This window comes from Staphylococcus equorum (genome assembly GCF_029024965.1).
Classification (GTDB): Bacteria; Bacillota; Bacilli; order Staphylococcales; family Staphylococcaceae; genus Staphylococcus; species Staphylococcus equorum.
In genome coordinates, this window is the sequence record NZ_CP118982.1 from 547672 (window position 1) to 573813 (window position 26142).

The window sequence follows — 26142 nt, forward strand, 5'->3', positions numbered from 1 at the left end:
CTCTTTTTTATGATTTAAAATCGACTGATAGCAATCATCTTGCTATGTTAGCAAAATTAAAAAGGATTCACATCGTAGTAAAGCAATTGTTAATTTTACCAATTGTCTATATCATTACGTTCGCCTTTGAAGTTATTTGAGGTCTGATGACGTTGTGCTAACACAGCTTCGATGTCTTCAAATTTAATATCTAAAGCATGTAATAATACGAATAGATGATACATTAAATCTGCAGTTTCATTTGTCACTTCATTACGGTCAGACTTCATCGCGCCAATAACAACTTCAAATGATTCTTCTCCAAATTTTTTGGTGATTTTTTCAAGACCTTCATTTAACAAATATTGTGTATATGAGTTCTCTTTATTAGATTGTGCACTTGAAGTTACAGTTTGTTCTAATTGTTGGATATTAAAAGGAACGTCGGTATTAAAGCAACTTTGGCTCCCAGTATGACAAGTTGGACCATTTGGCACAACATCGATGAGTAGTGTATCTTGATCGCAGTCTAAATGAATGTTTTTAACTACTTGCGTGTGGCCAGAAGACTCGCCTTTGGTCCACAAACGTTCTTTAGAGCGAGAATAGAAGCAAACAATGCCATCTGCTAATGTTTTGTTATATGCTGCTTCGTTCATATAGCCAAGCATGAGCACTTGTTTTGTATCAACATCTTGCAAAATTGCTGGTAAGAGTCCTTTACTAAAATCAGGTTGTTGTGTCATCTAATGGGAATACCTCCTTGTGCCATTGTTTGTTTTATTTCATCTACAGTGGTTTCTTTATCGTGTAATATACTTGCTGCGAGGCCTGCAGAGACATCTGTTTGTTTAAATAAATCAACAAAGTGATCTGGTTTTCCGCCACCACCTGAAGCGATGACAGGAATATTTACAAGTTGTTCAATATCATGTAAATGTTTCACATCAAAGCCTTGTTTCATACCATCGTGAGTCATGCTTGTGATGAGTAGTTCACCTGCGCCTAATGCTTCTACTTCTTGGACCCAATCATATACACGTTTATCAGTACGTTGTTTACCACCGTGAGTATAGCAATAGTAGTCTTTCAGTTCGTCATCATAATTGCTATCAATAGCGATACAAATGCACTGACTTCCAAATTTTTCACTTGCTTGTTTAATGAACTCTGGATTTTTAAGTGCGCTTGAATTCAGTGAAACTTTGTCTGCACCATGATTAAGTAGTTGTGATATATCATCTAAAGTAGCAATACCGCCGCCAACCGTAAGTGGAATAAATAATTTTCCGGCAGTTTCCTCAATGACATCAAGTACGAGATCGTGACCAGCTTCAGTTCGAGAAATATCTAAAAAGACGAGTTCATCTGCACCTTGGTCATTGTAATAAAGCGCATAGTCTACTGGATTACCAATATCGCGTAACCCTTTAAATTGAATCCCTTTAACTACGCGACCATCTTTTACATCTAAACAGGGGATAATTCTCTTTTTAATCATGATAATCCCTCCCAAAAATCAGCATTGTGCGCTGCTTTACCGACGATTGCAGCATAGACGCCTAGTGATTCTAACTGTGTTAAGTCTTGTTGGTTTCGTATACCACCTGAAGCGATAATTTGTTTATCAGACGCTGCTACTAATTGTCCTGTTATTTCAAAGTTAGGTCCTTCCAATCGACCATCTTTAGAAATATCTGTATAAATAATACCACCAAGTGGGAAGCGTTCAATTTCGTTAACTAAATCAAATAAATCTAGTTGAGCGTCTTGTTCCCAACCATTGATTTTTACATCACGACGATAAGCATCAACAGAAATGTATATACGATTTGGATACTGATTTGCCATTTGCTCTAACCATGCTAAATCCTGAATCCCTTTGGTACCTACAATACAATAATCAATACCGTCATTGAAATAGGCTTCTATTGTGTCGATACTTCTAATACCGCCACCAACTTCCATTGATTTGTCAGTAAGTTGTCGTAACTCTTTTATATAATTTCTTTCAATAGATGATTGTTGTTTTGCGCCGATTAAATCGACAATGTGAATACGATCAACACACTTAAACTGGTTATAAAATTTGATGCTTTCTTCAGCGCTACGTGGCATTTTTTCTTCTGAATCATATTTACCTTCAGTTAGTCGTACACTTGTAGCATTGATTAAATCAATTGCTGGCCAGAGTTTAATCATAATAAGAAACCGCCTTTCAATGCTTGGTTGAGTATTGTTAATCCATCGGCTCCACTTTTTTCTGGGTGAAATTGAATGCCGATATAGTGTTTATATTGAACAATTGCTGGAATTGGATCACCGTATTCAGCGAAAGCAACGACATGTTCAGACATTTCAGCTTGATATGAATGTACGAAATATACATCTTGTGCCAATTGAGGGTGGTTGCTAATTAAATTATTCCAGCCTAAATGAGGTACAGGATAGTGTGTTTCGATTGGAACAATATTTCCCGGGAAAAGTTTTAAACCTTCGACATTTCCTTCTGCACTCCAATCGTATAAGAGTTGCATACCAAGACAGATACCTATAATCGGTTTATCTGTAATTGACTGTAGCACTGATGCTAAGCCACGTGTTTGTATCGCTTGCATTGCGTCTTTAAAATGACCCACACCAGGTAATATGATGATATCTGCACCTTCTATTTCACTTTGCTTATCTGTTAGTATCGTTTTATAGCCTAAATGTTCGACTGCACGTTGTACATTTTTAATATTTCCTAGACCGTAGTCTATGATAGCAATCATTCAATCACACCCTTAGAAGAGGGAATGCCTTCTGAATCGTTACTTGCTAAAGCTTCTTTTAGTGCACGTGCAAATGATTTGAATATGCCTTCAATCTCATGGTGCGTATTACCGCCACGTAATAAATCGATATGTGTTGTTAATCGTGCATTAATCACTAATGCACGAAAGAATTCATCTACAAGTTCCGTATCAAAAGTACCTACTTTTTCTTTACTAAAGTCTGCATTAAATGATAAATACGGACGGCCGCTGATATCTACAACTGAGCGTGCAAGTGTTTCATCCATAGGAATATAACTTACGCCATAGCGTTGAAAGCTTTTGCGTTCTTTAACTAATTCTAATAATAATTGACCAAGTACGATACCAATATCTTCAGTCACATGGTGATCATCGACTTCCGTATCACCATTCGCTTCTACTGTAATTGACAATTTGCTGTGAAAAGTAAAGAGGGTAAGCATATGATCTAGAAAACCCACACCCGTATCAATTTTGCTTGTACGTTGATCATCTGCAAGTGAAATACTTAATTGTGTTTCGGCAGTGTTACGTGTTTTTTGATAAATCATATTGAGACCTCCAATTTTTAATGATTGCTGCTAATTCATCTAACTGTTCATCTGTAGCTATAGAATAACGAACATAATCAGCCATTTCGTTTTCGTCATAGACTCTAGGTAGGAAACCGTGCGCTTTAATAAATGCGCCCAAACTTTGTGCTGCAGTTCCTTTTGTTAAAACAAAGTTCGTCGAGGAAGGAAATACGACCATGATATCTGATACTAAGTCATCAAACATATTGCGTAATTTTATAGCAAGTTGTCTTTGATGATTTATAAAATTGTTCAGCATTTCTGTATGTTCAAACATATATAAAGCAATATGCAATGTAATTGTGTTTAATGGGTAAGGGTGTTCAATCCTTTTAATTTCTTGTATTGTTTCGGGCGTACTAATAAGCATGCCTAATCTTAAGCCAGCGATGCCAAATGCTTTTGAAAGTGTACGCATTTGTAAAATGTGGGGCTGCATTTCTATTTGGTAAGTATTACCAAAATCTAAATAAGCCTCATCTATGATGAAATAACCACCTAATGTTTTCATTTTATCTCCAATTGCTTTTAAGAACGTCAGGCTATATTGCTTGCCTGACGGATTGTGCGGATTACTCATGATAAAGAACGCTGGCTGAACTTCATCTATACGTTGCAAAATACGTTCCAAATCGAATGATAAATCTGGTTCAGCATTTACAAATTCAATTGGGCGATCAACTTGATAAGCATAGGCTTGATACATGAAAAAATCTGGGTTCAATGTAAGTGCTGGGCCTTCTGGCATAATCAGCATTAATTTTTGAATTAATTCATCAGAACCATTACCTGCAATAATTTGCTCAGCTGAAAGATTATAATAATTTGCGTAAGCTGCTTTAAAACATTCATACTCGTCATCTGGATAGAAATTAAATGTTGCTTCTTGAATAATTGTTGCCAATTGTGAATCAGATAATGGACGAAGTGGACTTTCATTTTTGTTGATTCTAATCATTACGTGGCTCCTTTGGTGATCTGATTTCTATAGATTGTTCATGGTTAAAAAGTTGTTCTGTATGAGCGAGCTTACGTGCAGAACCTTCAATTTTTTCAAATGTAGATTCAGATAAATCAATCACAGAATGACGTGTTAAAAAGTCATTAACGGATAGACCATTGGTAAATCTCGCAGTTTGATTGGTCGGTAAGACATGACTCGGTCCCGCTACATAATCACCGATAACTTCTGGAGAATAATGTCCTAAGAATAGTGCGCCCACATAACGCACATGATTTAGATAATCGCGTGGTGAAGCTGTTTGAATTGATGCGTGTTCTGGGGCGATTTGATTCATTAAATCACATGCTTCATTAAAATTATCTACTGAAATTAAAAAATGATTGTTTGTTAAGCTTGCTTCAACGATAGGCTGACGTTCTATTTGGCTTAAAGTTTGTTGGATGCGTTGTTCGAGTTGTTGTAATAACGCTTTATTTTCACTAATCACAAACGTTCTCGCAAGTTCATCATGTTCTGCTTGAGCAAATACATCGTAAGTTACAGCATCTAAATCAGCCGTCTCATCTATGATTAAGGCGATTTCACTTGGACCAGCAATTTGATCAATACCTACTTGACCGAAGAGGTATTTTTTTGCGTAGGCAACATACTGATTGCCGGGACCTACAATTTTATCTACTTTTGGAATTGTTTCTGTACCATAAGCAAGCGCTGCGATACTTTGTGCGCCACCAACCTGGAATACTCTATCAACACCTGCAATATAGCAAGCTGCTAAAACAATATCAGGTAGTCCTTGGGCTTGCGGTGGTGTGACAACAAAAATATTTTTAACGCCAGCTACCTTAGCTAATGTGACAGTCATTAACACAGTAGAAGGGTAGCTTGCTTTACCGCCCGGTACATATACACCGACACGTTCTAATGGATGATACATTTCATAACATTCATTTGAACCTTGTTGTGCTGTAGATTTAATAGAAGTTTGATAAGTTTTGATACGTGAGTGACTTTGCTGAAGCGCATCACGTAATGTATCGTCAATGCGATTATAAGCCGTTTCTAAAGCTTCATAAGGAATTTCAAGTTCTGATGTCTCTACGTGATCAAGTTGTTGGTTATAAGCTTTTAAAGCTTGGTCACCTTGAAGCTTTACATTGTCACAAATATCCTTAACTAGAGGATATAACCCTTCATTTAATGCGGATTGATTTAAATAGTCCTTTAAAAATGTAGCTTTATTTATAATCAATGAGAGACACCTCCAATATTTGTATAAAATCGTCTATTTCGGCTGATTTTTTAAAATAAGATTGTTTATTTGTAATTAATTTGGCATTAATGTTTTTAATTGTATCTTTTTCAACTAGGCCATTCGATTTTAAAGTGGTACCTGTTTGGACGATATCTACAATACCATCGACCATATCGACTAAACATGCCAATTCGATAGAACCAGATAGTTTTACTAATTCTACGTCTAATCCTTGAGCTTCAAAATATTTTCTAGCTGTTTTAGTATAAGAGGTAGCTACCTTCGTAAAAGTTGTTGTATCTGGTTTAGCTGCTAATGCAAAGTGACAAGCACCAAAAGGCAAATCAAGTAAATTATTGATTGTGTAATTACCTTCTTCTAAAATGTCACTACCTACGATGCCTACATCTGCAACGCCCTGTTCGACATAAATAGGTACATCGCTCCCTTTAACTAAAACAAATTGGATTTCTCCTACAGAGATGAGTAACTGACGCTCTCTCTGTTCCAATGCGCGTACAAGTTCTTGTTCATTTACTTCATTCAAATAAGCAATGAAGCTTTTTAGTAATCTTCCTTTCGCTAAAGCTACAGTAAGCATGATGTTCTCTCCCTTTTTAATTAAAGTATAAAACCAAGTCCAAAGCCTTCTAATTCACCTTTGTAAAAACCACCTGTAAGTTGTTGTGATTTATTATTTTTAAGATGACATCTCATAAAGGCACCTTTGTAATAAGAACGTGGTGGTTGTGGCGTGATATCTAAGTGAATATTAGTAATATCTTGAGATTTAAACCATTGTTCCCATCGGCGTAATGCCTGTATTGTTCGATGATCATGTGGAAATAGCTGACTTAATAAATCAAGTTGTTCTGTGGTCTTGGTAGTGAGTAGTTGAACAACGGGATGCGCTATACCTAATTGAGATGTAAGTTCTGAAATATTACGTTCCTGTATGAGTTTCAATACATCTTCGGTTTGTTCTTTAGGCGATAAAAGTAAATCTATCAGTTGATAATGTCCTAAAATCACAAAATCAATATCATCATTTAATGTTGTTTTGATGTAGTCATAAAAGGTGATGAAGTCGTTTTGCATGTCTGTAATTGTTGGATTGTAATGTTCGATACCTAGTTGAGTATAAACTTCATTATCACGAACAATAGGGCCAGTGTAGGCAACACTTTGATATTGTGGTGGATAATTACTGTAATAACGTAATAATTGATCGGTAAAATCATTGCGTAATGCAAAGATATGATGGTCATGTTGCCAGAAACTGCGCTCAGTCATTTGTTGCAAATCGTCTGTTGTAAGGGTTTGCCATGACAGTGATTCGATAAAACTGAAATCTACGAGTTTGAATTCAGCTTGCTGAAAATGTTTTAAAAAGGCTAATTCAAATTCTTTGTTGTTAATAAGTGTCGTTGTATTCATAATATGACCATCCTTTGTCTTTTTTACTTTGTTACTCTACCGAACTAAAGTGGATTGATAAAGAATACTTTAACATAGTTATTTTTTAAATTCAATAAATATTCTGAAAATAGATATTTGATTTAACTTAGATAACTAAAAGTTTCTTATTAAAGAAGTGGGAGAAAATGATTAAAAAAGAGCGAGACAGAAATCAAAAATTGAAATTAGATTTCTGTCTCACTCCCAGATAGGCTGACTAAAGATGAGCCAACTACTGACAATTCAACATACTAAGTTAAACTGTGACCGTAAGTCACATATTTCATCATTTCGTCTTTTGGCACCATATTTCCACCAGTAGCCCACACGATATGGTTGGCATTTTCTATATGAATTCCTTTATTTTTAGCGTGTTTTGTAGCTTCAGTAAGGCCAGCAAAACCTGAAGCGGCAGATGGTTCGATAAAGATATCTTCTTTCTCACTTAACATATATAAGTAGCGATACATTTGTTTATCATCAACTGTAAATGCGCCATATAAAAGTGTGTTCATTATTTGACCGACTAAACGGGAAGGGCGTGATACAGCAAGCCCATCTGCATCAGTACGTCCGTCTAATCCAATATCAGTCACTGAAATCTCATCGTGCAATTGCGTCATCATTCCTAGTAACATACAAGGTGCATGTGTCGGTTCGGCAAAAATACAATAAACGTGTTCACCAAAGACTTTTTTCAATCCAAAAGCAACACCACCAGGGCCACCACCAACGCCACATGGTAAATAGACGAAAAGTGGGTGGTCAGCATCTACTTGAATATTTTGACTATCTAATTGTGTTCTTAGGCGTAATGCAGCTACAGTATAACCTAAGAATAAATCAGCAGAACCTTCATCATCAACAAAGTGACAAGATGCATCATGTTCTGCACTTTTTCTACCCTCAGCAACAGCAAATTGGTAGTCAGATTGATGTTCTACAACCTCTACACCACGAGCACGTAATAAATCTTTTTTCCATTGACGAGCATCACTAGACATATGTACAGTAACGCTGAAACCAAGTTTGGCACTCATGATACCTATGCTTAAACCTAAGTTGCCAGTTGAGCCAACTGAAACATTATATTTACTGAATAATTCTTTATAATGTGGTTCATCTAGAATACGATAATCATCTGTCCATTCGAGACTACCATGTTTCATTGCTATCGTTTCAGCCAGCTTAAGAACTTCATAAATACCACCTCGAGCTTTGATAGAACCTGAGATAGCAAGATGGCTATCGCATTTCAACCATAACTTCCCGTTAGCTCCATGTTGTTCTGTTTGAGAAAGGTGGTTGTGCATAAAGGGGATGGGCTTCAATGGTGATTCAATTAATCCGTGATCTTTCTCCGTTTCAGGAAATACTTTGCGTATATAACTACTAAATCGTTCGAGACGTAATGCTGCGTCTTCGATATCTTCTATTGAAAAAGGGAGCGCTTCAACTTGATGAAACTTGGGGTTTTCCCAAAAGATAGGTTTATATTGTTGCATATCATTAATTAAAGGGAAATTTTGTTTTAATTTTTCTAATTCAAGCATAAAAATCCTCCTATAATACGAAATCTTTCATTTATTAATTATAGCAAAAATAGTGTGTTAAAATGCGAATGATACGAATGATATCATTTGATGGGTCGTTTTAAAAAATATCAAATCAATTATCAACTAGAGTGTCAATAGGAGCGATAATAATGAAAGTGTTTATATTTGGTGCGAATTGTTATTTTGGTAAACAATTAATTAAGAAATTACAAAACCATCATGAAGTTTATACAAATAATAATATTGTACATTTGAATAGCGTTTTTGTGGCAACAAATGTATTCCAAACTTATGAATTGCAACGTACTTTAAAACAAATGCATCATATTATATATATAACGAATAAAGCAGCACTTCCCAATGGATATTTACAAGGACATTCGCATAGTATGCATATGTGGGCTATTGAAAATATATTACACGCCTTACCTTCATGTAGTGACAAGAAGCTCCACATATTGAACGTGGAAAAAAAGTATAACAATCATTTTAAAAATATATTTAATTCGCAAAACGTCAAAGTAATTGATATGTCAGTTTCTAAAGTTATAAATAGAATAGGTAAATGTTCGAGACAAATGCAAGATAAATATAAAAAAGTCTATTCATTTCAACATATGTTACTTACAAAAGAAATCAATGCCATACAACTTGTTGACATGTATGAACAATATTTAAAAGAATGTAGTTTAGGATGGATTAGAATTAAGCAAACAGAGAAACGCTTTGAAATTAGCTTGAAGTTTTTACCATATCCATTAATAAAAATGGAAAAAGCATACAGCTCACCAACCAATTTTATTTTAAAAGTAACAGACGGTTTACTAGTAAGTAGCAATGGAGGAAAAGATGGAATGCTCGAATTTAGAACATCAGCATCGAGTTATAGATGCGTGATTGGTTTAAATCATTATGAACCCGCATTACCTTGGCTAGTATATTTAGTTTCACAAGCTCCGATACACAAGTGGGTGATGTCTAAACTTTATAATTATGTATGGAAGCATTATTAATATATAATGGCAAGCGCTATTGTATAACAAAAACATAATAAATAGCGCTGGATGCTCACTTTTAAACGGAGCATTCAGCGCTATATTTAATGTAATGGATTATTTTTTGAAAGTGCGACGTATTTTAGAGAACCAACCTTGAGGTGAATTGGCTGATACAACATGAGGTTGTGGTTGCGATACTTCATCTTGAAGTTGTTGACCATAATTCACTGCTTCCTTCATTAAATAAGCTTGAGAGTTTAATGGTGACAAGTTATTTTCAATGTAATGATAACGTCCATGTGAATCTTGAAAACGTCCTTTTTGATTATCAGATAACTGAAGGTTCATATAATCTAATAAACGTTTGGCAATGGCTTTGTCTTCAACAGGAAATAAGATTTCTACACGCTTAATCATGTTACGTGTCATGGCATCTGCAGAAGATAAGTAGATTTTTTCATCTCCATTATTGTGGAAATAGTAAATACGTGAATGTTCTAAAAAGCGCCCCACGATACTTACGACTTCTATATTTTCACTAATACCCGGGATACCTGGTTTCAGACAGCAAATACCACGAATAATAAGTTGAACTTTAACACCAGCACAAGAGGCTTCAAATAATTTAAGAATAATATCTTTATCTGTTAAAGAGTTCATCTTCATTATAATCTTGCCGTTACCATGTTCATGATGTGTTTGAATTTCATTGTCTATACGAGCTAAGAAGACATCTCTAATATCAAATGGTGCAACAATAAGTTTATTATAAACAGGTTTGACTGAATAACCACTAAGATAATTGAAAAAGTTTAGTGCGTCTTCAGCAATTGCATCGTTTGTAGTAATTAGCCCCATGTCCGTATATAATTTAGCGGTTTTATCATTATAGTTTCCAGTGCCTAGATGAATAAAGGAAGTGAGTTTATTATTGATACGTTTGACTACAAGCGCAATTTTACTATGCGTTTTTAAATGAGTCATACCATATATAACGTGACAGCCAGCGTCTTCTAACATTCTTGCCCAATGCACATTATTTTCTTCATCAAAACGTGCTTTTAACTCAACAAGGACAGTAACTTGTTTCCCATTCTCAGCAGCGGTTTTCAAGCTATTAATAATAGGGGAATCTTTACTGACACGATAAAGCGTTTGTTTAATAGCAATTGTATCTGGATCTTCAGCGGCTTCACGTATGAAGTCGACAATGGGTTCAAACGATTCGAAAGGGTGATGGAAGAATATATCTTTTTTCAAGGATAAATCAAACACATTATGGTTACCTAAAGACTGTGGTGTCTGTGGCACATACTTTTTGTATTTTAAGTGCTTCAATTTATTAGATAAGTGATCAACTAAGTTAGACAGCATCGTTAAATCTAACGGACCGTCTACAAAATAAACCTCATCATCATGTACTTCTACTTGGTTCATAATCCACACAATGTCTTCATGCGTGGCGAATCGTCCATCCACTTCTAAGCGTACAGCAGTACCACGTTTACGTTCCTTTAAAAACCTTTCAATTTCAATGAGAAGGTCTTCCGCACCGTCTTCATGTATAGTTAAATCAGCATTTCTAGTAATTCTAAACGTAAAAGTGTTTAGTACTTCATATCCGCTAAATAATTCATTAATAAAATGCGTAATGATGTCCTCTACCATAATAATGAATTGCGTATCGCCTTTATTTAATGAATAAAACCTAGGTATTAAAGAAGGTATTTGGACAATTGCAGAATTAATCGCATCTTCAGTATCTATATCAACAAAGATATTCAGGCTTTTATTATTTAATTTTGGGAAAGGGTGATAAGCATCTATCCCTAATGGAGTTAATGTTGGTAAGATACCAGTTTTGAATTCTGTTTCTAATTGAGATAATAACGATTCAGGTAATTCATCCGGTTGAACAATTTCAACTTTATGTTGACGTAAATCTTCTACCAATTCATTATAACGCTTATATTGTAAGTCGACATTTTGTTTATTTTTGATATTGATTTGATTAAGTTGTTGTTTTGGTGTTAATTGGGCTTTATTTTCGGGTTTGTCATAACCCATTTTGACTTGGTCTTGTAAACCAGCTACGCGGACCATAAAGAACTCATCTAAATTCGAACTAAATATCGAAACAAAATTAAGTTGCTCAAGCAATGGATTGTTTTTATCATTGGCTTCTTGTAATACGCGATAGTTAAAATCTAACCAACTGAGTTCTCTATTATTGTAGTATTGTGGTAAGTTCAAATCTTTTGCTCCCAAATTTCTATGCATAACTCTAATTACACCTCGTTGTAGTCTGAATATTGTATTTTGCTACGTATAACTTATCATATAAATTTTAAGATTTTGTAAAGATGATAGATAGGTCATCTTTTAAGATTTTTTCAATATGCTTTTTCTGCCTCAAGGATTGATATTCTTCAGCGATAGGCTCACCGTTGTAGTATACAAATAAAGTGTAACCATCATCATTTTGTTGTAATTCTACTTGCTCTACAGAACTCGTATGAGACACATTAAGTGCATTGACAAATTTGATAATGCCCCCTAGAGATTGGATGTTATCCAATTCTTTGCCACGCAACCATTTGGTTTCATGACTAAAGAATTTTAATAATGACTTATTTTTAAAACTAGCAAGTAAAGCGAGCTTCACTCTATCTTCATGGGGAAAACCATCAATCATTGAATTCGCGATAATATAATAGGTGTGCGGTGAGCTTGAATCAGCATCAATAAATCTTCCTAAGTAGTACAAATAAGACCCTTCAGCAAATAGTTCGTATTCTTTTTGAGTTACTTCTAATTTTTTAAAGCCTATTAATTGTTCTAATAATGTTTGTGCTAGCTTCACACGTTGTTTAGCACTTGTTTCCTCAATGCGATATTCGTTAGCTAAATGGTATAGAGCATCTTTACGAATATTCTCTTTTTTAAATTCTTCAGGGTGACGTTCAGAAATTAATTTCATCGCATAACCTTCACGTAGCCCTTTGCGAGAAAATGTGAATTGATTCGCATTAATTCTATTAAATAATGACTTGAAGACAGCTACAGCGGGCAGGATAATGTCTACACGATCTCTACTTAGACCATCTATATCTTTTAAATCGTCATATGAACTTTTTTTAATGATTGAGTACACTTCATCAATATTTTCTTCAGTCATTGCATAGTTGTGAACGCCACCAATAGGGTATGAGTGCTCAGATTGATGAATGCGTGCGACATTACGTGCGGAACCCCCGATACCAACTAAGGTGATTTCTTGATTTTTTAACCAAGAAAGTTGTTCAAATTGTTTAGTTAAAAACTTTTCCATGTTTTTGACTGCTGATTTATCATTATGGTTTTTGCCCTCAAAGAAGCGATGGGATAATGTAACAACACCAAATGGAAAACTATGTGATTCTATTAGTTTTTTATCTTTAAAGAGTGTGACTTCTGTAGAACCACCACCAATATCGACAGACACGCCGTCATTAACATCAGTAGTATGTGTGATAGCATAAAAACCATAAAATGCTTCTTCTTGCTCTGAAATAATTTTAATATTGATTTTAAGTGCTTCTTTGATATGTTTAATAATCTGCTCTTGGTTGGTAGATTGTCTAATGGCTGCGGTTGCTACCGGATGCAATTCATCTATATTAAACTTGTCAGCAACCTTTTTAAAACTGCGCAATGCTTTAGTTAATACTTCAATACCGTCATCCGTCATAGCCAAATCTTCAGTTAAATATTGGCTTAATCTTGCAGGTGTTTTGATATTTAATATTTCATTTAATCCTGTTTTATGATCAAATTCAAAAATAACGAGTCGAATGGTATTTGAACCAATATCTATTAATCCTATACGTTCCATAATTTCCTCCTAAGTAAATGAGGTTATTTTACTTTACTTGTACTTTATTTACCCTTTTCTTACTTTTATATTACAACAATTAGAAAAAAATGTGTTCTAAAATATTTAATATTACTTAATAAAAGTATAACTACACGATGATTATTTCAGAGGTTAATATAATTGAAAGTAAAGAGACAGACACGGAAATATTTCCTTCTTGTCTGTCTCTTTTTTAATAATTTATTTTACATGTAAGGGGCTACCTGGACCAAGCGGCCAACCTAATAGATACCAAGCAATCATGAATAATGGCCACACGATACTTAATATAATTGTATAGGGCATTAGACTAGATAATAATGAACCTAATTTCATATCATTATCATATTTTTGTGCATAAGATAATAGCAATGGTAAGTAGGGCATCATAGGCGTTATTGGATTACTAATAGAATCACCAATTCTATACAACATTTGAGTCAATGCTGGATGGAAACCTACAATGATAAGCATTGGGATAAAAATAGGTGCTAAAATACCCCATTTGGCAGATGCACTACCAATTAATAAATTAATCAGTGCACTTAATAAGATAATACCTAGGATAAGTACAACGCCATTCTGACCTTGAAGTATTGAAGCGCCTTTAACAGCAACGATAATGCCCAGGTTACTCCATTCTAAAAAGGCAAGTAACTGCGCTGCAAAAAACACAATGACGATAAATGAACCCATAGATGACATTGAATCAGCTAACATTTTTCCTAGGTCTTTAGAATTTTTAAATTCTTTTACCATAATGCCATACACTAAACCAGGAACTAAAAATAATACTAAAATAATTAGACCGACACCGTTAATGATAGGTGCATCATTCAATAAACTACCTGTGTTGGCATTCCTCAGAAAACTGTGTTGCGGTATAGCTAAAATGATAAGCAATACAATTAATACAAAAAAACTGATATTTGCCCAAAACACGGCACGGTTTTCTTGAGGTGTGAGCTTTGAATTAGAATCATCTGCTTGAATAGCTGAATTAGAATCATCATATTTACCTAATCTAGGAATGACAAAACGCATAGTAACCCAATATACGGAAGGCAATAAGACGAGCACACTTGCTGCAATAAAGTACCAGTTCATTGCTACGTTGACATGCACACTATCAGAAACAATGCTTGTAGCTGGTTTTGTAAATGCATAAAGTAATGCGTCTGACATACCAATCATGACATTTGCAGAGAATCCTCCAAGTGCAGACGCGTAAGCCATTGCTAAACCCGCAATAGGGTGGTAGCCCAATTTAATAAAGACCATCGCTGCTAATGGTGGTAACACAATCGGCGCTGCATCACCCGCAGCATTGCCTATAATACCTATAATAATAATGACTGGCACAATGAAATTCTTTGGTGCTTTATGTACAACTTGAATCATTAATTTATCGAAGTAACCTGTTTTTTCTGCTACCCCAATACCAAGCATGACTGCAAGAACAAGACCTAATGCTGGAAATTCTGAAAAGTTTTTTATGGCGTCATTCAGAATCATCGACAGTCCATCTTTACTTAAAATACTTTTGATTGCAATCGTATCGCCTGTGCCCGGATGTTTTACGGAAATCTGAAATAATGATACAACCCAAGTAAGTATTGCGAGTCCTACACACATTAAGAAAAATAAAATGCTAGGATCGGGTAATCTGTTTCCAACTTTTTCTACAATATTCAAAAATCTATTTATTAGCGTTGGCTTACCTTTAGTATTCGAAATCATCATAACGACCTCCCTAATAAGTTATCGGTAGTATAACAAATTAAGAATAAAAATAGAATAAATATTCTGAAAACTTTATAATTTTCAAAGTTTAAATATATATAACATATATGAACGTTCGTGTGTTTGTTTAAAAATTCGTTTAAAAAGTATAAAAAAGGAGGGGATAGAAAATCAAATTTGATTTCTGTCCCGCTCCCTTATCCGTATAGCTAGTATATTTGAATCCGTACTATGTTTGTTTTAACTTTACATTTGAATACTGTATCTCAGTTAACTCCTAGATTACCAAATGATTTGGTCAACCACATCGTCATTAAGAGATTTAATAATTTCTGTAACTAAGGCTACTGAATTTTTGTAATCATCTGTGTGTAACACAGAAACATTGGAATGCATGTAACGTAATGCGACCCCAATAGCAACAGTTGGTGTCCCTTCATTCGCTACATGAATACTTCCGGCATCAGTGCCACCGCCAGCAGTAGTGTCTAATTGAATCGTAATATTATGTTTTTTAGCCACTGCTTTAATATGCTTCATAAATCCAACATGACCGATATTAGATCCATCCATTAAAATAACGACAGGACCATTACCAATTGCTGTATCACTTACTTGACCAGACATTCCTGGTGTATCATATGCGACAGCAACGTCTACAGCTATAGCTAAGTCAGGTTTGATTTTGTTAGCTGCTACTTTAGCTCCGCGAAGACCAACTTCTTCTTGAACATTGGCACCTGAGACAAGATTGATGTCAATAGTCTCATTCTTAAGGTTTTGTAATACATCCACTGCAAGGGCACAACCATAACGGTTATCAAAAGCTTTTGCAGTTAAATATTTGTTATTCGCTAATGCTTCGAATTCACTATATGGTGTTATCATATTGCCTAATTCGATACCGAATTGTTGTGCTTCTTTTTTGCTTTTAACGCCAATATCAATAAACATTTCTTTCATATCAACATTTTTTTTACGTTCTTCCGGTGACAATACATGTGGCGGTTTAGAACCGATAATACCTCTGATTTTTTTACCATCATCTGTAGTTACTGTTACTTTTTGAGAGAGCATGACTTGATTCCACCAGCCACCAATAGGGGTGAATTTTAGGAAGCCGTCTTTATCTATTTTAGTCACCATAAAGCCGATTTCATCTAAGTGACCAGCAACCATTAATGTTTTATTACTTGTAGTAGCAGTCTTTTTACCAAAAACCCCGCCTAGATTATCTTCTATGATTTCATCGCTTACTTGTGTTAAATATTCGTGCATTAAAGATTTAACTGCCATTTCGTGGCCTGCAATACCATCAACATCTGTTAGTGATTTTAATAACTTCACTGAATTGTTCATATAATGCCTCCCATTAAAATTGATAACTTTATTTTAACATGAATTATGCAATTACATAGCATTTTGACTATGAGGGAGAATAAGTAGTGAGGAACGTCGCTAATTGGTTTGAAAAATAAAATTCCTATTAAATTACTCAGACTAAAAGTGTGCATAAAAAGAATAAGCATGTTTCAATATAAATATAGACAAAGTGGAGGGATTTTATATGACAGAAGTTAAACATCTTACATTAGGGTCACCAAATGCGCCTGTTAAAGTGGAATCATTTATAAATTTGGCTTGTCCATATTGTAAAAATTATTTTAAAGCCGCAGATCAATCATTAAAACCACTGATAGATCAAGGTAAAGTACAACATGTAATTAAGCACTTTGATAAAACGAAGAATGGATTATTAAAAGGTACGGTTGCAAATATTCATTTAGATTATCAAAATACTGACGAAACACTAGAAATTATACGTAAATTGTATGATACTCAAAAAGAATGGACAGTTGATTTTGCTACTATAGAAGAGAAAATGCAGAAACAGTTTAACTTATCACCTCAGAAAGAAGCTGATGAACGCTCTATAGCGATTACTGAAGAAGCGGTTAGTCGAGGAATTAAAGGCATACCAACAGTATTTATAAATGATAAGAAATTTGAGTTCAATCCATTAGAAGATGAGCAAAGCACTATAGAAACAAAACTAACGCAACAAATAAATGAAGCAAATAAATAATAAAAAGCTCTATTACTTTGAAAAGCAGTTTAATTACTTTTAAGTAATAGAGCTCTATTTATGTCATCGATGTTGATCAATTAATTTCAGTTTATAATCGCGTATTGATTGAACACCGCCATCTTTATTTTTAATAATGAGGTGGTCTTTAGATATTTTTGTAGGTGACTCCACACCGACTGCAGCAGCTATATTAAATAATCCTTCGTGTAAACTTGTTACAAAATTAGTGACACGATATTTTTTCTCATCGACAATTAGTCCTCTTTCGAGTTTAGGATCCGTAGTAGCTACGCCTACTGGACAAGTATTCATGTGACATTGTTGACTCATGATACAGCCGACACTAATCATCATGCCACGTGCCACGTTCACTAAGTCTGCGCCAAGTGCTAAAGCAATTGCGATTTTATCTGGCGTGATAAGCTTTCCAGATGCGAAGATTTTAACACGGTCACGTATGCCATGCTTTTCAAGCATTGAAGTTACAATAGGCAAAGCCGTAAATAAAGGTAAACCAACACCATCTTGCAATTCTTGGAAGGTTGCACCAGTACCGCCCTCACCCCCATCAACGGTGATGAAGCTAGGATATTGATTTGTCTCAACCATAGTTTGTACAAGTTTTTCTACTTCTGAAACTTTGCTTACAACAATTTTAAAGCCAACCGGTTTTTGAGCTTGTTGCTTGAGCTGAGTTACCCAATTAAGTAAAGATTCTGGACTGTTAATGCTATCAAAGCGGTTAGGCGAATTAATTGTTTTCCATGGTTCAACCTTACGTATATTTGCAATTTCTTCAGTTACTTTATTACCTTGCATATGCCCACCACGTGTTTTGGCACCTTGTGCGAGTTTTATTTCAAAGGCTCTAATCTTATCTCTATGTGCTAACTCGAGAAAAGCATCTATATCAAATACGCCTGCTTTATCACGTACTCCGAATAATCCCGGTCCAATTTGAAAGATGAGATCCACATCTCCAGAAAGATGGTGTTCTGATAATCCACCTTCGCCCGTATTCATCCAAGTACCTGCTTGACCAAGTCCTTGAGACAATGCATTGATTGCATTACTACCTAATGCACCATAGCTCATACCAGATTGACCAACTAAGCGCTTAGGTTTGAATGGGTGCTTAAGTTCTGCACCTAAAGTGACACGATTTTCTTCTGATATATAGTAAGGATTAAGTTCAGTTTGAATTTTATGTTCATCACGATTGAACAGACGTTCATTATCAATTTCATAGATAAAAGAAGAAATCATAGGTGACTGATCAATGTGTAATTCTGATGTTTGTAAAGGAAACATTGTATTTTGTATATAAAAGCCATCTTTATAATCTTCTTGTGTACCAAAACTCGTCATTCTAGAATTATATTTTCCAGCTAATACGATGTTAGTAAAATCATTTCTGGAAAATGGTTTACCTTTCGTATCCGCTAAAAATAAATATTGACGGAGTTCAGGACCAATTTTTTCTCCAAAATAGCGAACACGTGCAAGTAATGGGTAATTACGTAATACACTATGTTGCTTTTGATGCTTATCTTTAAATAGTAAAAATCCCCCAATAATTAATACACTTAATAAAATTAGCACTATGATGATATTTACGATGAATTGTAATATTGTCAAAATTGCCATGTAACATCCCTCCCCATTTACATATATACTACAACAAAATGCGCATTTTACAATATGATACCTACTATAAAGTAGGGCTGACCAATATACTAGAGCTGGGAATAGCTGACGAATAAATATATTATAAAATGTATATAAGTAATTTAAATCATGGTATATTCATTGTATACAACGATAAGGAAGGTGTCATATGGCTAAACAGTCAACTCATGAGATAAAAAAAGAACACAATGAAAAAAACATATGGAACAATGACAAGATTGTAAAAAGAGATTTTTGGCTATTCCCTCTATATATTGTTGCTAATAATATAGTTCCTATTATTTTCTTTGTTTTAATATATGGAATATATTCTATTATTGATATAAAAAATGAATCGTTTGTTACTGATGAAAATATATTAATCATGAGCGCAGTCATTGCAGAAATAATCATTCTATATAGCTTTTATGCAATGCATAAAAAAGATAAAATGCTATCGATTGCAATGGATAGGTTTAAAAAAGTACCTCGATATCTATTGATGATTATGGCTGCATATCTATTAATTTTAATTTTAAATTCAACATACGCTTGGTTAATGGAATTTTTGCCTAAGTCATTACAATATAATGAAACACAAAATCAAATATTCTTAGAGGAAATGTTCGCTGATAACAGGATGTTACCATTTTTATTTATTGATATTGTGATTTTAACGCCTATTATTGAAGAACTATTATTTAGGCATTTAATCATCCATGAACTAGGTAAAAAAATTACATATGGTTTTGCTACAGTCCTTTCAATTGTATTGTTTGCAGGTGTTCATGTGATTGGTGCCACATCTCCATTTGAGATAGGCTCCTATATTATTATTGCCCTGGCGATTGCTTTTGTTTATTTAAAGAGTGGTATGAATTTAGCGCTGGCTATAACGTTGCATGCTGTAAATAATTTAATTTCATTCATAGCTATTGTTTTTATGAAATAAAAATAAGTAAATGAAATTTGTTGAATGACATATTAATTATTAGGTGAACGTCTGATCCCAACGCATTGCATGAAAAGGCTATTAAAATAATTGATTTAGGGAATAAATAAGATGAAATGATTTATAATTTAAGGAGGGCAGATGATGTTAGAAGTTAAAAATGTTTCTTACAAAATAGGCAATAGATACATCATCGATAATATCAATTTGAAAATAGAAAAGGGAGATACAATTGCTATTATAGGACCTTCTGGAAGCGGTAAAAGTACATTGTTGCGGTTGCTTAATAATTTAATTAGTCCAACGCAGGGTGACATATATTTTAATGGCAAAGCTTATGAACAAATTAAACCTGAATCATTACGTATGGACATTAGTTATTTATTACAAGAAAGTGATTTGTTTGATCTTACAATAGGCGATAATATGGCATTTCCTGCTGTAGTTCGAGAGGACAAATTTGATCGTAAAAGAGCTAAGAAGTTATTAAAAGCTGTTGGTTTAGGTCACTATAATTTTAATACAAGTGTAGAGCATCTATCAGGTGGAGAAAGACAACGTATTACAATTGCTAGACAATTAATGTATAAACCTCAAATACTATTATTAGATGAAGCAACAAGTGCATTGGATACGCAAAATAGTGAGAAAGTAGAAGACCTCATTTTCAAGCTTGCTGATGAAGGTGTTGCAATTTTATGGATTACACATAGTACGAATCAGAGTATTAGACATTTTCAAAAAAGAATTCGAATTGTTGATGGCAAAATAGACAAACAGGAGGATTTATAATGAGTACAACAGCTTTAGTGTTAACAGGGTTACTCCTAATCTTTCCCATGATTGTCTCTTATAAAGAAAAATTACATATTATTAAAGATTTACTCGTGGCAACAACACGAGCTGTCGTTCAACTTGTTATTTTAGGGTATCTTTTGCACTTTATATTTGATGTTAACCAAAAATGGTTACTCTTACTATTTGTATTTATTATCATTATTAATGCTTCCTGGAATACAATCAGTAGAGCATCACCAGTGATGCATCATGTGTTTTGGATATCTTTTGCAGCAATATTTATTGGTGTTGCATTACCATTAGCAGGCGTCATCATAACAGGTGCTATTCAATTCAAGCCTAATGAAGTCATTCCGATTGCAGGTATGCTTGGAAGTAATGGACTAATTGCTATTAATTTGGCTTATCAGAATTTAGATAGAGAATTTGTTAAAGAGATGAGTAGAATTGAAGCTAAATTAGCGCTAGGTGCTACACCGAAACTTTCTTCAAAAACGACAATACGAGAAAGTGTAAAGACAGCAATCGTCCCAACAATAGATTCTGTTAAAACATATGGTATTGTATCTATACCTGGTATGATGACAGGGTTAATTATTGGTGGTGTTGACCCATTAGAAGCTGTGAAATTTCAATTGATGGTTGTATTTATTCATACAACAGCAACAATCATGTCAGCACTAATTGCTACATACTTAAGCTACAAACAATTTTTTAATCATCGCAATCAATTGATAGGACGTCACTTGCATGTTGAACAACGCTAATTTTTATAGAAGAAACTCAGTCAGGGAGCATCTAAAATAAGATGTTCCCTTTATTCATTGTTGTTTTTAACTTTATGAGCTAATTAATGAATATTGCGGTACTTTGTGAATTGTTAAATGTTATTAATACGTTAGAGGTGGCACCAAGTAAATATATTCAAACCTGTTGACGAATGGTTTATAATATAGTGGTTATGTAAAAATTGCAACGAAATAAAAGAAAGGAGTGAAACGTATGTCAGCTATGCGAATTGCAACATTTATTTTGAGCATATTTATTGTAGGTATGGTTGAAATGATGGTTGCTGGGATTATGAATTTAATGAGTAATGATTTAGGTGTTTCTGAAGCAATTATTGGTCAGTTAGTAACTTTATATGCAATTACCTTTGCTATTGCAGGACCGATTTTGGTTAAAGTTACAAATCGTTTTTCACCAAGACCAGTTTTATTATGGGCATTAGTAATGTTTATGTTAGGGAACGTAATTATTGCAGTTGCCCCTGATTTTACTATTTTAGTATTTGGACGCATTTTATCTTCAGCAGCTGCAGCTTTAATTGTAGTGAAGATACTAGCATTAACAGCTTTATTAACGGCGCCTCAACATCGTGGGAAAATGATAGGTATCGTTTATTCAGGTTTTAGTGGTGCTAACGTATTCGGTGTGCCTATTGGAACAATTATTGGTGACTTAGTTGGTTGGAGATTTACGTTTCTATTTATAGTAGTTGTAAGTATACTTGTTGGTATTCTTATGTACTTTTATGTACCTGATCCAGAGTTTAAAGCATCTACAACAAGCACAAGTAGTCAAAAACGTGGCAGTAGTTATTCTAAAATCTTAAGACCTGCAGAAATCACAAAATATTTAGGGATTACATTCCTATTATTAGTAGCGAATTCCGTTACATTTATCTACATTAATCCGTTAATGTTGTCCAGTGGTCATGATTTATCATTTGTCTCTATAGCTTTATTAATCAATGGTATTGCAGGTGTAATAGGAACTTCGATGGGTGGAGTACTATCAGATAAATTAACAAGTAAGCGCTGGTTAACGATTGCAACTTCAATATTTATTCTTATGATGTTAGTATTGAATGTTTTCTTACCAGGTACTGGCTTGCTATTAATGGTTATCTTTATTTGGAACATTATGCAATGGAGTACAAATCCGGCAGTTCAGAGTGGTATCATTGAACACGTTGACGGGGATACAAGTCAAGTGATGAGTTGGAATATGTCGAGCTTAAATGCCGGTATTGGCATCGGTGGTATCATAGGTGGTTTAGTTGTTTCGAAAATAGATGTTTTAGCTGTAACTTACTTTAGTGCTACCATTGCTCTAGTGGCACTTATATTGGTTATAAGTTTAAAAAAAGTAGCAAAATATAATAAAGCGTAAGTAACTTTAATTCAGAGTATCAAAAATAGCTGATTGGCTCACAAAAATTAGTGATAAATAAGCTTTTGTTATATGTAAATTAATATTTTATTTTAAGCAGAAAACAGAGTTTTGGGAAGTCAAACAGTAATGAGGACGGACACATGTCGATTGAAAAATTGATGTCATGTGCCCGTCCTCATTTTTATTAAATTATAGATTATTAGAAAAGTTGATTTGTTTTTCGGGGATTTGCTTAGAATTTAGTTGTATTTCACTAATGTTTAAATGCGCTTTTTTATTTGAGAAATGAGCAATAAATGCTGAGATAATAATATATATAAAGGTGCCTATGATATAACCTAATTTTAAATCTGAAATTAGCAAATAAGATTGGCATAGCAAGACTATAATTGCACTTATAGCAATTGTCACTAGGATAGGATAAGGCACTTTAAATGGGGAGTGTTTATATGCTTCAGGATATTTTTTTGGCAATTGTGTCACAGCTAAGGCTGGAAATGCAAATACAATTAGAGAAATGCCTGTACCAAGTTGTGCAACAACATCTAAAGACATACCTGTAATAATAGGCAATGCACCAATAATGTAAAAGATAAGTAATAGCCAATGAGGTGTACCAAACCGTTTGTTTACGCTACCTAAATATTTAGGTAAATAACCATCGTGAATTGCCACTAATAAACTTTTTGTTACCCAAGTAAAAGTCGAATTAAGTGTTGTTGCTAAAGCAAACATCGCGCCACCAACCATAAAGAAGATAAATACCGGGGTTGGTAATACTTCTTTTGCGACACTCGTTAAAGGTCTACCTGCTACTTCTGGAATAGGTAATACACCTACTGCAATTGAGGCAATAAATGCGTATAATAATCCGACAAATATAGTAGCAACAATAATAACAATGGGAATGTCCCTTTTAGGGTTTTTCATTTCTCCACCAAGTTCAGCAACTACTTGAGCACCACCAGTCGCAAAAGAAACAAGGCCTACAGCAGTAAAGAAGCCGGTGAAACCATCTGGGAGCATAGATTTCGTATTAAATACACCAAAGTTAACATGTGGAACACCAAATATGATAAAGCAAGACAAAGCCACTATTAAAGTGACTACCATAATATTTCCAATAATAGAGGCAGATTTAATACCAACGATATTTACGATAAATAAAATAGTTAATAATGAGAAGGCGACAGTCCTAACCGGTACTCCAGGGAAAAGACCTTCTAAATATTGTGCGAATGATAATGCATATAATGACAACGTGATCTGTAAAAAGATAAATAATAATAACCAAAAAATGCCTGTCTTTGGAGACAATAAACGACTAGTGTATTGATACATTCCGCCAGTAGTAGGTAATGTCGAACCTAATATTGCGATAGGGAGCATCGTAAGTAAGGTGATGATGGCAGATAAAATAAATGCAGGTGTTATGCCACTACCAGTCATCTGTATACCAATTCCAGTAAGTGACATGACCCCAGCACCTATGATTTGCCCGATAGCTATACCCAAGACGTCAGTTAAACCTAGTACTTTTTTTAAATTTGTTGCTTGTTGCATTAAAATCACCTCATATTCTATGTAATAGTCTAAATAATAAAAAAATCATACCATAACAACCATTCAATTCATATTATATCAATCGGAAAACTTAACATAAATATTAAAAAGATTAAATCTAGATAAAATTAATCATTTCATAGTAGAATAAATATAAATAAATTAATTATAAAGAGGTGTAATTTTTATGACTAATGAACACGATGATCATATTAAAGTAAATGCATTTATTGATAGATTAAAACAATGGCAAGATGAATTTAAAATAATGCGTGAAATTATTCGAGAAACTGAATTAGTGGAAGATTATAAATGGATGCACCCTTGTTACACGTTAGAGAATAAAAATGTTGTGATTATTCAAGATTTTAAACATTATTGTGCTTTGCTTTTTGAAAAAGGATCTATCATGGAAGACCCATATCAATCACTTATTCAACAAACGAAAAATGTTCAAGCTGCAAGACAGTTGCGCTTTGAAAGCCTAGAAGAAGTTGAAAACCGAAGAGATGAAATTAAATGGTATGTTGAAGAAGCAATAAGAATTGAAAAATCAGGCAAGCAAGTGCCAATGAAAAAAACAGCAGACTATGAAATGCCAGAAGAACTACAAATAAAATTAAATGACAGCCCTCAACTTGAAGAAGCATTTTATAATTTAACACCCGGTAGACAGAGACAGTACATGTTCCATATCGGACAAGCTAAAAGAGCGACAACACGTGAAAAACGTGTTGAAAAATATGTGGATCATATTTTAGAAGGTAAGGGTATAGATGATAAATAATATAGACTTGAAGTTGATATTAAAATAACAGAATAAGTCTAGAAAAATAGCAACATAATTTAAGTAAGTTGAAAAAAGTGTAGAATGATTTTTAAGAGTTATTCATATTTAATATAAATAAAATAAAACGTGTATTTAGTTCATATCGCTTGTTTAACGGTCATTATTTTAATTAATAATAAAAAGATACAGTTGCAACTTTAACAATTATCGTTTATAGTTTGCTCGAATATAAAAAGTGTTATGAGATATCAACTCGTAACGTACTTTTAGAGAGAAGGTGTATTAATGCCAAGAGTTTCTAAACGGATACAATTACTAGAGGCAGCTGCATCTATCGTTAATGAACAAGGCAGTGAATATTTAACTTTGGATGCTGTTGCTAAGAAAGCAGGCGTAAGTAAAGGTGGCTTGTTGTATCATTTCAAAAACAAATTTGCATTAATTCAAGGACTTGTCGATCATGCAGACGAAATTTATCGAATTAACGTTGATAAACATGTGCAAAGTGATGACCAACAACAAGGTAAATGGATACGCGCATTTATAGATGCTACACGCGAATACAGTTCGGAAAATGCATCTATCACTTCAGGAATGTTAGCTGCACAAGGTATAAATAGTAATTTATTATTACCTTTACAAGACACATATAAAGAATGGCAATTTAATATTGAAAATGATGGATTAGACAAAGTTGATGCGACAATTATTCGAATGGCAGTCGATGGGCTATGGCTGTCTGAAATATTTGGTTTAGATGCCATAGATGATTCGATGCGAGCTGAAGTTTTAGAAAGACTAACAACTTATACTAAAAATGAAAAAATCGATTAAAAAGGGTCGATAAAAATAGAAATTATAAAAAAATAATTAAATGAAAATT

24 protein-coding genes are annotated in these 26142 nt (G+C 34.0%); 8 read left to right on the forward strand and 16 right to left on the reverse strand.

The annotated features are described in order from the left end of the window. Window positions 1–95: 95 nt before the first annotated feature. The 10 genes from hisIE to PYW44_RS02465 form a co-directional block, all read right to left on the reverse strand. On the reverse strand, window positions 96–725 hold the full coding sequence (gene hisIE, locus PYW44_RS02420; protein ID WP_046465950.1) for a bifunctional phosphoribosyl-AMP cyclohydrolase/phosphoribosyl-ATP diphosphatase HisIE: 630 nt from the start codon (window positions 723–725) through the stop codon (window positions 96–98). Then, window positions 722–1480: an imidazole glycerol phosphate synthase subunit HisF gene (gene hisF / locus PYW44_RS02425; protein WP_069802359.1), complete on the reverse strand. Its 759-nt coding sequence runs from the start codon at window positions 1478–1480 to the stop codon at window positions 722–724. Before hisF ends, hisIE begins: the two co-directional genes overlap by 4 nt. Continuing rightward, window positions 1477–2181 (reverse strand): 1-(5-phosphoribosyl)-5-((5-phosphoribosylamino)methylideneamino)imidazole-4-carboxamide isomerase, encoded by a 705-nt coding sequence (hisA, locus tag PYW44_RS02430; RefSeq protein WP_002511518.1) that lies wholly within the window; start codon window positions 2179–2181, stop codon window positions 1477–1479. Before hisA ends, hisF begins: the two co-directional genes overlap by 4 nt. Further along, the gene (hisH, locus tag PYW44_RS02435; protein ID WP_069802355.1) at window positions 2178–2753 is read right to left on the reverse strand and encodes an imidazole glycerol phosphate synthase subunit HisH; all 576 of its coding nucleotides are present in this window, start codon (window positions 2751–2753) and stop codon (window positions 2178–2180) included. Before hisH ends, hisA begins: the two co-directional genes overlap by 4 nt. Then, window positions 2750–3328 carry an imidazoleglycerol-phosphate dehydratase HisB gene (hisB, locus tag PYW44_RS02440; protein WP_021338562.1) on the reverse strand — a complete coding sequence of 193 codons (579 nt, stop codon included), beginning with the start codon at window positions 3326–3328 and terminating at the stop codon, window positions 2750–2752. Before hisB ends, hisH begins: the two co-directional genes overlap by 4 nt. Then, window positions 3306–4310: a pyridoxal phosphate-dependent aminotransferase gene (locus tag PYW44_RS02445; protein ID WP_069802353.1), complete on the reverse strand. Its 1005-nt coding sequence runs from the start codon at window positions 4308–4310 to the stop codon at window positions 3306–3308. The genes hisB and PYW44_RS02445 overlap by 23 nt, the downstream gene beginning before the upstream one ends. After that, on the reverse strand, window positions 4303–5565 hold the full coding sequence (gene hisD, locus PYW44_RS02450) for a histidinol dehydrogenase (protein WP_370444994.1): 1263 nt from the start codon (window positions 5563–5565) through the stop codon (window positions 4303–4305). The genes PYW44_RS02445 and hisD overlap by 8 nt, the downstream gene beginning before the upstream one ends. Further along, window positions 5555–6172, reverse strand: a complete 618-nt coding sequence (gene hisG, locus PYW44_RS02455; RefSeq protein WP_069801976.1) for an ATP phosphoribosyltransferase — start codon at window positions 6170–6172, stop codon at window positions 5555–5557. Before hisG ends, hisD begins: the two co-directional genes overlap by 11 nt. A 20-nt stretch (window positions 6173–6192) precedes the next feature. Then, window positions 6193–7008, reverse strand: a complete 816-nt coding sequence (locus PYW44_RS02460) for an ATP phosphoribosyltransferase regulatory subunit (protein ID WP_002506735.1) — start codon at window positions 7006–7008, stop codon at window positions 6193–6195. Between the two features lie 272 nt (window positions 7009–7280). After that, entirely contained in the window at window positions 7281–8582 is a 1302-nt protein-coding gene (locus tag PYW44_RS02465; RefSeq protein ID WP_069801975.1) for a D-serine ammonia-lyase, read from the reverse strand. A gap of 152 nt (window positions 8583–8734) precedes the next feature. Between PYW44_RS02465 and PYW44_RS02470 the strand changes: the two genes are divergently transcribed. Next, window positions 8735–9598 carry a hypothetical protein gene (locus tag PYW44_RS02470; RefSeq protein ID WP_069801973.1) on the forward strand — a complete coding sequence of 288 codons (864 nt, stop codon included), beginning with the start codon at window positions 8735–8737 and terminating at the stop codon, window positions 9596–9598. A 99-nt stretch (window positions 9599–9697) separates the two neighbouring features. On the opposite strand, the gene PYW44_RS02475 is transcribed toward PYW44_RS02470, so the two are convergent. The 4 genes from PYW44_RS02475 to PYW44_RS02490 all read right to left on the reverse strand — a co-directional run bounded on the left by PYW44_RS02475 (window position 9698) and on the right by PYW44_RS02490 (window position 16580). Next, complete coding sequence (locus tag PYW44_RS02475) at window positions 9698–11863, reverse strand: RNA degradosome polyphosphate kinase (RefSeq protein ID WP_021338557.1); 2166 nt, start codon at window positions 11861–11863, stop codon at window positions 9698–9700. Window positions 11864–11930: 67 nt separating this feature from the next. Beyond that, window positions 11931–13460: an exopolyphosphatase gene (ppx, locus tag PYW44_RS02480; RefSeq protein WP_031265855.1), complete on the reverse strand. Its 1530-nt coding sequence runs from the start codon at window positions 13458–13460 to the stop codon at window positions 11931–11933. Window positions 13461–13679: 219 nt separating this feature from the next. Further along, window positions 13680–15218, reverse strand: a complete 1539-nt coding sequence (locus tag PYW44_RS02485; RefSeq protein ID WP_002511516.1) for an AbgT family transporter — start codon at window positions 15216–15218, stop codon at window positions 13680–13682. 285 nt (window positions 15219–15503) lie between these two features. Then, on the reverse strand, window positions 15504–16580 hold the full coding sequence (locus tag PYW44_RS02490; RefSeq protein ID WP_021338555.1) for a M42 family metallopeptidase: 1077 nt from the start codon (window positions 16578–16580) through the stop codon (window positions 15504–15506). Window positions 16581–16788: 208 nt separating this feature from the next. Here PYW44_RS02490 and PYW44_RS02495 point away from each other — a divergent pair, with 208 nt between their 5' ends. Then, the gene (locus PYW44_RS02495) at window positions 16789–17307 is read left to right on the forward strand and encodes a thioredoxin domain-containing protein (RefSeq protein ID WP_002506743.1); all 519 of its coding nucleotides are present in this window, start codon (window positions 16789–16791) and stop codon (window positions 17305–17307) included. A gap of 63 nt (window positions 17308–17370) precedes the next feature. Here the strand turns inward: PYW44_RS02495 and PYW44_RS02500 are convergent, their stop codons facing one another. Beyond that, window positions 17371–18957: an FMN-binding glutamate synthase family protein gene (locus tag PYW44_RS02500; protein ID WP_021338554.1), complete on the reverse strand. Its 1587-nt coding sequence runs from the start codon at window positions 18955–18957 to the stop codon at window positions 17371–17373. A gap of 190 nt (window positions 18958–19147) precedes the next feature. Here PYW44_RS02500 and PYW44_RS02505 point away from each other — a divergent pair, with 190 nt between their 5' ends. The 4 genes from PYW44_RS02505 (at window position 19148) to PYW44_RS02520 (ending at window position 22903) form a co-directional block, all read left to right on the forward strand. Then, the gene (locus PYW44_RS02505; protein ID WP_021338553.1) at window positions 19148–19930 is read left to right on the forward strand and encodes a CPBP family intramembrane glutamic endopeptidase; all 783 of its coding nucleotides are present in this window, start codon (window positions 19148–19150) and stop codon (window positions 19928–19930) included. Between the two features lie 141 nt (window positions 19931–20071). Next, window positions 20072–20722 carry an ABC transporter ATP-binding protein gene (locus PYW44_RS02510; protein WP_031265854.1) on the forward strand — a complete coding sequence of 217 codons (651 nt, stop codon included), beginning with the start codon at window positions 20072–20074 and terminating at the stop codon, window positions 20720–20722. Continuing rightward, complete coding sequence (locus tag PYW44_RS02515; RefSeq protein ID WP_002506747.1) at window positions 20722–21495, forward strand: ABC transporter permease; 774 nt, start codon at window positions 20722–20724, stop codon at window positions 21493–21495. Before PYW44_RS02510 ends, PYW44_RS02515 begins: the two co-directional genes overlap by 1 nt. Window positions 21496–21730: 235 nt before the next feature. Then, the gene (locus tag PYW44_RS02520; RefSeq protein ID WP_021338552.1) at window positions 21731–22903 is read left to right on the forward strand and encodes an MFS transporter; all 1173 of its coding nucleotides are present in this window, start codon (window positions 21731–21733) and stop codon (window positions 22901–22903) included. Window positions 22904–23095: 192 nt separating this feature from the next. Here the strand turns inward: PYW44_RS02520 and PYW44_RS02525 are convergent, their stop codons facing one another. Then, entirely contained in the window at window positions 23096–24469 is a 1374-nt protein-coding gene (locus PYW44_RS02525) for an APC family permease (protein WP_064783449.1), read from the reverse strand. A 187-nt stretch (window positions 24470–24656) separates the two neighbouring features. Between PYW44_RS02525 and PYW44_RS02530 the strand changes: the two genes are divergently transcribed. Both PYW44_RS02530 and PYW44_RS02535 read left to right on the forward strand, forming a co-directional pair. Further along, window positions 24657–25256, forward strand: coding sequence for a YdeI/OmpD-associated family protein (locus tag PYW44_RS02530; protein ID WP_021338550.1), 600 nt, complete (start codon window positions 24657–24659; stop codon window positions 25254–25256). Between the two features lie 288 nt (window positions 25257–25544). Beyond that, window positions 25545–26093 carry a TetR/AcrR family transcriptional regulator gene (locus tag PYW44_RS02535; RefSeq protein WP_021338549.1) on the forward strand — a complete coding sequence of 183 codons (549 nt, stop codon included), beginning with the start codon at window positions 25545–25547 and terminating at the stop codon, window positions 26091–26093. Window positions 26094–26142 lie beyond the last annotated feature (49 nt).